The sequence below is a fragment of the Phyllobacterium sp. genome (assembly GCF_037994405.1).
GTDB lineage: Bacteria > Pseudomonadota > Alphaproteobacteria > Rhizobiales > Rhizobiaceae > Phyllobacterium.
Genome location: NZ_JBBNAN010000018.1, coordinates 1 through 4,417, shown reverse-complemented (window position 1 = coordinate 4,417; position 4,417 = coordinate 1). Strand labels below are relative to the sequence as shown.

4 protein-coding genes are annotated in these 4,417 nt (G+C 58.2%); 3 read left to right on the top strand and 1 reads right to left on the bottom strand.

Features of this window, described 5'->3' with window-relative positions; genetic code table 11:
* Nucleotides 1-427: 427 nt before the first annotated feature.
* A complete protein-coding gene (locus AAAC48_RS01385; RefSeq protein ID WP_340652457.1) occupies nt 428-1,564 on the bottom strand; it encodes an NADH-dependent flavin oxidoreductase in 1,137 nt (378 codons plus the stop codon).
* 118 nt (nt 1,565-1,682) lie between these two features.
* On the opposite strand from AAAC48_RS01385, the gene AAAC48_RS01380 reads away from it, so the two are divergent.
* From AAAC48_RS01380 to AAAC48_RS01370, 3 genes are all read left to right on the top strand, one after another.
* Nucleotides 1,683-2,576: a LysR family transcriptional regulator gene (locus AAAC48_RS01380; RefSeq protein WP_340652456.1), complete on the top strand. Its 894-nt coding sequence runs from the start codon at nt 1,683-1,685 to the stop codon at nt 2,574-2,576.
* A gap of 235 nt (nt 2,577-2,811) precedes the next feature.
* Nucleotides 2,812-3,651, top strand: coding sequence for an SDR family NAD(P)-dependent oxidoreductase (locus AAAC48_RS01375; protein ID WP_340652455.1), 840 nt, complete (start codon nt 2,812-2,814; stop codon nt 3,649-3,651).
* Nucleotides 3,652-3,684: 33 nt separating this feature from the next.
* Nucleotides 3,685-4,062, top strand: coding sequence for a DUF1330 domain-containing protein (locus AAAC48_RS01370; RefSeq protein WP_340652454.1), 378 nt, complete (start codon nt 3,685-3,687; stop codon nt 4,060-4,062).
* Nucleotides 4,063-4,417: the final 355 nt, after the last annotated feature.

Genomic DNA, 4,417 nt, shown 5'->3' with positions numbered 1-4,417 from the left:
AAGGAAATCACGGCGGTCCTGGTCCGGTCTAGGAAGGACAGCGGGTACATAACGTAGTCGGTCATGCCCTCGAGGCGAAGCTTCTCGAGGAGCGGCATGTCAGGACAAGGCGCAACGAGTCGGCGCCGGAATGGCCACCCGGTCTCATCAACGATCCGGGTCGGGCTATTCAGATAAGTTTGGGACGTTGGGGCCGTGGCCCGGTCGGCCTCGTGGACCGACAGGCCCTCATTGGTCCAGATGTGCTGCCACCGCTCACCTCCGGTGCAGCACTTCAAGCCCCAAGGAGACGCGCCAGACCGGCATGCGAGACCGGACGATCTCTTGGCAGAAGGAGGCAAACCGTGCCTTGACGTTGTGATGAGGTGCCTCATTCGCCAGCCAACGCGCGAATATCTTTCACCCGATCCATCCTCGCTTCCCAAGACTAAGGCCGTATGTCAAACCAGCCCGTTGTCGCCTCTATGACGTTCCAGAGTTTGGCAGGAAGCATGATCTCTGAAATCTTGGACGTGCTCAACGCTGTGTCGATCTGATCAGTTCTACCACGCTGGACAAGCTCAACCCATTCCGGGTTCATCACCAGCCCCTGACCGACAGCCACAAGGGACAAACCGAGTTCCAGGGCGCTTTCGGCCTGTTCGGGCTTTCTGATGTGACCCGCGGCGATGACAGGTACACGGCCGGCCACACGCTCCAAGAATAACTCCGCGATGCGCCGTTCGTCAGCATGATCGATCGGCTTGGCCTCCAAGACGCTCGCCAGCGACACGTGGATGTAGTCTACGCCCGCCCCGATAAGACGGTCCGTTAGTTCATAGGTGTCGTCGATTCGAAGACCGCCCGCGTCAGATTCTTCAGGCGAAACCCGGTAGCCCAGCAGGAACGGCCGCTTCGCATGGAGGTCGATGATCCGCTTGACCTCACGAATAACTGCGAGCGGGAGACGCATGCGGTTGTCCAGCGAGCCACCCCATTCGTCATCGCGCTGATTGAACAACGGCGAGAAGAAGTTCTGGATCAGGAACCCGTGCGCACCATGCAGTTCGATTCCGTCGAAGCCTGCCTCGATGGCGCGTCGCGTGGCCTCGCCGAACGCAACGACGACTTCGAGAATTTCATTGTGGCACAGAGCCCGCGTGACAACGTCGCCGTTGTTAAACGGTCCCGGCGCGGCCTTCATGGAACTCGCGCTGACGATTTCACCGCCGGGAACCAGTGTGGGCACGGCCTTGTTGCCAGCATGGAAAATCTGGAGGATCGCACGCGCGCCGCCGCTCTTGGCCGCCTCCGCCAAACGGCGCAAGCTCGGCGTAAAGCGATCGTTATAGGACGCAAACTCACCGGCGAAGCCAATGCCGTTCGGCATGACGTGGGTGCAGCCGGTGAGCACCATGCCCACACCTTTCGCCCTACGGCGATAATAGGCAACCTCTTCGTCAGAGACCGTTCCGTCTTCGTTGCCGGACCATGTCGTCATGGGGGCCATCACAATACGATTGCGCAGGGTGATCCCTTTGGCGAAGGCGAATGATTCAAAGAGATTTGGGTGTTTTTTGCTCATTGTCTCTCGTTGTCCTTATGCGGTTGCCGCACCATGTGGTGTTGGTGATTAAATAGGGGAGGACAAGCATGCTGATTAGGCGCTATTATCCGCATGAACTTAGAAATGGGCTTTATAAATGAGAAAAGGCGACTTCAGTGAGTTGGCCGTATTCATCGCGGTTGCCGAGGAGGGAAGCTTCACGCGAGCGGCCGCAAAGCTCGGCCTTTCCCAGTCAGCCCTCAGCTATGCTGTCCGCATGTTGGAAGACCGGTTGGGACTGCGATTGATCTCGCGAACCACGCGCAGTCTGTCGCTGACGGACGTAGGAGAAAGGTTGCTCAATAGCCTGCGTCCCGCATTCGACCATATCGACAGTGAGATCGCGCAACTCACTGCGCTTCGCGACAAGCCTGTAGGCACGATCCGCATCACGACCTTCCGGCATGCCGCCAGAATGGTGCTGTGGCCCGCGCTGGTAAAGCTTCTGCCAGAGTATCCAGATATTTCAGTCGAGATCAATGTCAGTGAAGGGCTCACCGATATTGTCGCAGGAAGATTTGACGCGGGCATCCGCTTGGGTGAACAGGTCCAGAAGGACATGGTGGCAGTTCGGGTGAGCCCGGATATTCGCATGGCGGTGGTTGGCTCCCCGTCCTACTTTGCCAACCGCAAGATTCCGGAAACCCCGCGTGACCTGAACGACCACAATTGCGTAAGCTACCGCCAAACCACGGGCGGCGGGCTCTATGCCTGGGAGTTCGAGAAAGATGGCGTTGAGCTTGAGGTTAAGGTCAACGGGCCGCTTGTCCTGAATGACAACGAAATGTTGGAAACAGCAGCACTCGATGGACTAGGACTGGCCTACACGTTCGAAAGCCAAATTTCCCGGCATGTTGCTGAAGGACGTCTGGTCCGTGTGCTGGAAGACTGGTGTCCGCCATTCTCGGGCTATCATCTCTACTATCCAAGCAGACGGCAACATACGAGGGCCTTCCTCCTCCTGGTCGACGCATTGCGCCATAAGGGGTAGTGGCTCACGGCTGGCGACATTGCGAGGCAGCTCTGAAGAGCAACTTCCTTATGGGTCGTCAGCTCCATCTTTTTGCTGCCTTGCCTCCACGGGATGCGCCCAATTTGGCGGCCGAAGGGGCCCTAACCTCGCGGCGCATTTATCTATGTCATTTCTAAGTTCATGCAGATAATGCCGTCTAATCACGTTCTCCTTGTTGCGATATCTACCAGCCTTCGAAGACAAGGAGTTAAACGTGAGCAAAGTTTGGTTCATCACAGGTGTCGGCAGTGGCATCGGCGCTGGAATCGCCAAAGCTGCCCTGAAGGCTGGCGACCGCGTTGTGGCAACCGCCAGAAATCTCGACAAGGCCCTCAATGCCTTGCTCGATGTTGCAGGCGATAATCTGGCGATCGTCCAGTTGGACGTGACCAGCGAAGCACAGGCGAAGGCCACAGTCGCGGAAGCGGTCGCACGGTTCGGCCGCATCGACGTGGCGGTCAACAATGCAGGGTACAGCCTGCTCGGCAACTTCGAAGAGTCGACCGTGGCTGAGATCGAAGCCCAGTTCGCCACAAACTTCTATGGTGTCGTGCATGTCATGCGCGCGGTCCTTCCGGTCATGCGCAAGCAGCGCTCGGGCCACATCATCAACATTGGCTCCTCCGGGGGCGTTGTCGGCCTCAAGCACTGCAGCACCTATTGCGCAACCAAGTTCGCGATCGAGGGCCTTGCGTTCTCGGTCGGGATCGAGGTCGAGCCGTTCGGCATCAAGATCACGACCGTCGAACCCGGAATGTTCCGCACCGATCTCCTGGACAATCAGAACGTCCGCTACGTCAAGAAAAGCGGCATCGACGATTACGCCCACGAGGGTTCACCGGAATCCATGTGGTCGGTCTATCACGGCACCCAGCCCGGCGATCCGGACAGGCTCGGCGCGGCCATCATCAAGGTCGCCGCAATGGAAAACCCGCCGAACATATTCGTCGCCGGGACGGACGCGATCGCCATGATCATGCCCTGCATCGAAGGTCGCCTGAGCGAAATGCGAACCCATGATGAGCTGTCCAGATCAACTGACGGCTCGTTCTAATTACCCTCACTCAAAACCGGAGGACCTCATACTATGAAGAAAATCGTTTTCGGCGCGGCCGCTGCCATCGCCGTCGCTCTCGTCGCAACTGGCTATGCGCAGGATGCGCAGCCGCCGGGCTATATGATCGCGAACTACACGATCGACGATCAGGCGGGCTTTCAGAAATACATGGAAGAGGCCGGCCCGCTTGCGCCGAAATACGGCGGCAAGATCATCGTCTTCAACCTCAACGCGACCGCGGTGGAAGGCAAGCCGAAGTCGGTCATGGCCATCGCCGAGTTTCCGAGCGTAGCCGACGCCCAGCGGTTCTACAACTCGCCGGAATATACAGCCGCTCGGAAGTTCCGCATCGCTTCGACCGAAGGCTCGGTCGTGATCACCGAAGGCTTTGTTCCTCCCAAGCAGTGACCGCCGCATGAGGGGTGGGAGGATGAGCGCCCTGCCCCTCAAATCTCCGCTGCATCAACCTCTCAACAAGAACCAAGGAGCTTGATATGGGCAACCAACGTGAAACTGCCGTTCCGCAGGAAGATGCAGCAGCCTCAAGCGATCGCCGGCAGCTTCGAGACGATCCTTAACTGGCAGGCGAGCTATCGCCGTTGCAGAGCATGCCGGAGCCGCGACCCGATCCATTCCGGGGCAACCAGCGGTTTCCGTGAGCCAAAGGTGCAACCAAATACAAGGGGCCCATACAACCCCAATCATCCTTTCAGGCGCATTGCCAAATCGGGAAAAACATCCGTGAAAAAAATCCGGGCCTATG

Excerpts from the sequence above, each read along its gene's own strand:
- AAAC48_RS01385 (WP_340652457.1), bottom strand. The coding sequence starts at position 1,564 with ATGAGCAAAAAACACCCAAATCTCTTTGAATCATTCGCCTTCGCCAAA.
- AAAC48_RS01380 (WP_340652456.1), top strand. The coding sequence starts at position 1,683 with ATGAGAAAAGGCGACTTCAGTGAGTTGGCCGTATTCATCGCGGTTGCC.
- AAAC48_RS01370 (WP_340652454.1), top strand. The coding sequence starts at position 3,685 with ATGAAGAAAATCGTTTTCGGCGCGGCCGCTGCCATCGCCGTCGCTCTC.